The 3748-nt window shown below is 68.8% G+C and carries 6 protein-coding genes; 2 read left to right on the forward strand and 4 right to left on the reverse strand.

Annotated features, from left to right (window positions below; genetic code table 11):
• The coding region (locus ABW137_RS26505) for a protein kinase domain-containing protein (protein WP_526404444.1) at window positions 1-1684 on the reverse strand (1684 nt) is incomplete at its 3' end.
• Window positions 1685-1799: 115 nt separating this feature from the next.
• On the opposite strand from ABW137_RS26505, the gene ABW137_RS26510 reads away from it, so the two are divergent.
• Together ABW137_RS26510 and ABW137_RS26515 are read left to right on the forward strand one after the other, a co-directional pair.
• Window positions 1800-2132 carry an ArsR/SmtB family transcription factor gene (locus ABW137_RS26510; protein ID WP_526404445.1) on the forward strand — a complete coding sequence of 111 codons (333 nt, stop codon included), beginning with the start codon at window positions 1800-1802 and terminating at the stop codon, window positions 2130-2132.
• A complete protein-coding gene (locus tag ABW137_RS26515) occupies window positions 2129-2530 on the forward strand; it encodes a Fur family transcriptional regulator (protein ID WP_526404446.1) in 402 nt (133 codons plus the stop codon). Before ABW137_RS26510 ends, ABW137_RS26515 begins: the two co-directional genes overlap by 4 nt.
• Here ABW137_RS26515 and ABW137_RS26520 read toward each other — a convergent pair.
• From ABW137_RS26520 to uppS, 3 genes are all read right to left on the reverse strand, one after another.
• On the reverse strand, window positions 2523-2939 hold the full coding sequence (locus ABW137_RS26520; protein WP_526404447.1) for an NUDIX hydrolase: 417 nt from the start codon (window positions 2937-2939) through the stop codon (window positions 2523-2525). The two genes, ABW137_RS26515 and ABW137_RS26520, sit on opposite strands and share 8 nt — an antisense overlap.
• Entirely contained in the window at window positions 2936-3391 is a 456-nt protein-coding gene (locus tag ABW137_RS26525; protein ID WP_526404448.1) for a hypothetical protein, read from the reverse strand. The genes ABW137_RS26520 and ABW137_RS26525 overlap by 4 nt, the downstream gene beginning before the upstream one ends.
• Window positions 3392-3748, reverse strand: a 357-nt coding sequence (gene uppS, locus ABW137_RS26530) for a polyprenyl diphosphate synthase (RefSeq protein ID WP_526404449.1), incomplete at its 5' end; no start/stop codon positions are given.

Here is a 3748-nt window from a genome sequence, read left to right on the forward strand (position 1 = left end):
TCCCGAGGATGCTCATGCTGCTCGCGTCGATGCGGGTGACGGTGTTGTCGGTGATGTGCGACAACCACACCTGCCCGTCGCCCGCGGCGATGCCCTTGACGTCGGGCATCGGCCCGGCTTGGATCGGCTCGCTAACCTCACCCGTGTCGATGTCGATGTGCGTGACGGCGTCGGTGTAGTTCAACGCCCAGACCGCCCCGCGGGTGGCGGCGAGCTGGATCGGATCACCCCCGACGGAGATCTCCTCGGTGTCCCCGGTCGCCGGGTCGATCTTGGTGACGGTCCCGTCGTCCATGTTTGCGGTCCACAGGAATCCGCCCGCCTCGATGATGTCGTTGGGATTGGCGCCCACCTTGATCGGGTCGCCGTCGACGGTGCCGAAGGCCTGCGACCCCGGCGTGACCGGAGCCGGTCCGTCGTCGCGCAGCAGGAGCCATCCGCCAACGCCTGCGGCGACGACCACCACCACGGCGATCAACGCGATGATCAGCCCGGTCTTGTTGTTCTTGGGTGGCCCGGTTCCGCTGCCCGGCGGATACGAAGGCGGTCCCGGCGGACGGGTGAGCGGTCCAGATGCGTACAGCGGCTGTGGTGGGCCGGGATGGCCTGCGCCCGGATGGGATGGCGGTCCGCCGGGATGCGACGGCTGCCCACTGCCCGCGTAGGTGGGGACACCCGGAGGCCGGATTCCGGGCTGTGACGGTGAGCCAGGGTGCGACAGTGCGCCGGGATGTGACGGTGCGCCGGGATGCTGGACACCCGGGTACGACGGCGGGCCCTGCCGATGGGGCGCCACCGGACGCTGCACCGTGGGCAGCTCGACCCGCGACGTGGTGCGACCCGTCCAGGAATCGCCTGCGCCCGTGACCGCGTCGAGCACGTCGCGGCCCATCTCGCCCGCGGTGGCGTAGCGCTCGCCGGGGCTCTTGGCCATGGCGCGCCGAATCACCCGGTTCAGTTCGGTTGGCAGGTGAGCGGGCAGGTCGGGAGGCGGCTGGCGTAGGTGCGCGTAGAGCTTGGCGGCCATCGAGTCTCGCTGGAAGGGCACGTGCCCGGTGAGCGTCTCGTACAGAACGCAGCCGAGGGCGTACACGTCGGAGCGACCGTCGACCCCCTTGTTCTCGAACTGCTCGGGTGCCATGTAGTCGTCGGTGCCGACCATCGCGCCCGCCTGGGTGAGACCGTCGCTTTGGGCGGCCCTGCTGACCCCGAAGTCGGTCAGGTAGGCGTGCGGGCGGCCGTCGGAATCGGCGAGCAGGATGTTGGCGGGCTTCACGTCGCGGTGCACGAGACCACGCCGGTGTGCGGCGTCCAGCGCCGAGGCGATCTGCGAGATCACGGTTGCGGCGAAGTACGGATCGAGACGACCGCGGCGGTTGATCTCCTCGCGGAGGTCGGTGCCGTCGACGTAGCGCATCGTGACGTACAGCCGGCCCTGGTCCTCGCCCGCGGCGAAGACGGGGATCACGTGAGCATGGTCGAGTGACGCGGCGATCTCGGACTCACGGGTGAAACGTGCACGGAATTCGGCGTTTCCGGCGAGGTCCCCTCGCACCAGCTTGATTGCGACGGTGCGTTTCAGGCCGAGTTCGGTCCCGCGGTAGACGATGCCCATTCCGCCGCGTCCGGCGACGGCGTCGATGCGGACGCCGCCGAGGACGTCACCGGCGTGCAGCTCGGCCATGACCCATGCCGACCGCAGTGTGCATTTGCTCCCCCTAGTGACTGGCGCAGAGGCCGGACGCCGATTCTAGTGGACCTTGTCATGCATGGTTGTGCATGTAAAGTTGTTCACTGCAATGGAAACCATTTTCACGAACGCGCCAAGCGCCCGGCACGTCGAGTCCCGGGCGGTGCTGGACACTGCGGGCGAACTGCTCAGGGCCCTCGCGGCGCCCGTGCGGATCGCGATCGTGCTCGAGCTCCGCGAATCCTCCCGCTGTGTCCACGAACTCGTCGACGCGCTCGGCGTCCCGCAACCCCTCGTCAGCCAGCATCTGCGGATCCTCAAGGCCGCAGGCGTGGTGGCAGGCGAACGCGCCGGACGCGAGGTGCACTACCGCCTCGTCGACCACCATCTCTGCGACATCGTGGTGGCCGCCGTCGACCATGCCGCCGAGGAACCGCAGTGAGCGGCACCGCCGTGCGCTCGACACGGCAACGGGCCGCCATCTCGGCACTGCTGGAGAACGTCGAGGAATTTCGCTCGGCCCAGGAATTGCACGACGAACTGCGCCGTCGCGGCGAGGGCATCGGGCTCACCACCGTCTACCGCACCCTGCAGTCGATGGCCGCGGCCGGGCTGCTGGACACGTTGCGCACCGACAACGGCGAATCGGTCTACCGGCGCTGCTCCCTGCATCACCACCACCACCTGGTGTGCCGGGTGTGCGGTTCCACGGTGGAAGTTCAGGGCGACCGGGTCGAATCCTGGGCCGCCGAGATCGCCGCCGAGAACGGGTTCTCCGACGTCAGCCACACGATCGAGATCTTCGGGGTCTGTGGCGAGTGCGCACCCCGGGTCAGCTGAGCCCGTCGCGCACCAGCGCAAGAACCGTGTGCGTAGTCAGCGGCGCCAACTCGAGGCCGCCGGGGGCATGCGGGTCGACCCACGCGATCTCGTCGATCTCCGCCGCCGGCCGCGGCACGCCATCGAGCACCACCGAGAACAGGTCGGCGTCGACGACGTGGCCCGGCTCGTTGGCGGCCACCGCGGAGTATCGGCCCAGTGCCCTGGCCGACGACGGATCGATGGCGCTGCCGAGTTCCTCGCGAACCTCCCTGACAAGCGCCTCCAGCGGTGCCTCGCCCCGTTCGATCTTCCCGCCCGGCTGCATGAACGACGACGTGCCGCGCTTTCTGACGACGAGGACGTGGTTGCGCGCGTCGACGATCACGCCCGCCACGATCCGGATCACGGCATCGGCCGCGGGCGTCACGACGTCAGGTTGCGGCGCACGTCGGCCCCCGTGGTGAGCACCAGCAGGATCAACGTGCGCAGCGCATCCTCCGAGAGCCCCGCCGCCGGAAAGTTGTAGCGCAGCATCACGTCGGCGACCTTGCGGTTCGACGATTTGCGTGCGGCCGCCTTGCCCGATGACCCATTGGTCGGCGTCTCGGGCCCGGCGGGCACCTTTTCCGCCAACGCCACCGTGCCGAGCAGCGTGGCACTGGCGTGCTGCGTCACGCGTTCCCGGGTCTTGGCCGTCAACGGCAGATCCCACGCCAACGGCTGGCTCAGCGACACCATCTCCAGGCCTTCGGCGATGGTGACCACCCGCAGCGAGGCGACGACCCCGTCCTGGCTGACCGTCAGCCCGCCGTCGAATTCCTCGACGATGGTCAGGGCCTCCCCCAGCGCCGACGACAGCCGTTCCAGGAGCGTGGGCATCTAAGCCCTGCCGAAGCGGCGGTTGCGCGAGACGTACTCCTCGCACGCCGCCCACAGGTCGCGACGGTCGTAGTCCGGCCACAGCTTGTCCTGGAAGACGAACTCCGCGTACGCCGCCTGCCACAGCAGGAAGTTGCTGGCCCGCTGCTCCCCCGATGTCCTGATGAACAGGTCGACATCGGGAATGTCGTTGCGGTGTAGGTGTTTGGCGAAGGCGGCCTCGGAGATCCGCTTGGGATTGACCTTGCCCTCGACGGCGAGCGCGGCCAGTTCCTGCGCGGCCTCGACGATCTCGGTGCGCCCGCCGTAGTTCACGCAGTAGTTGATGGTGATGACGTCGTTGTCGACGGTCATCTG

The organism is Mycobacterium sp. (assembly GCF_040509115.1).
In the GTDB taxonomy this organism is placed as follows: Bacteria; Actinomycetota; Actinomycetes; order Mycobacteriales; family Mycobacteriaceae; genus Mycobacterium.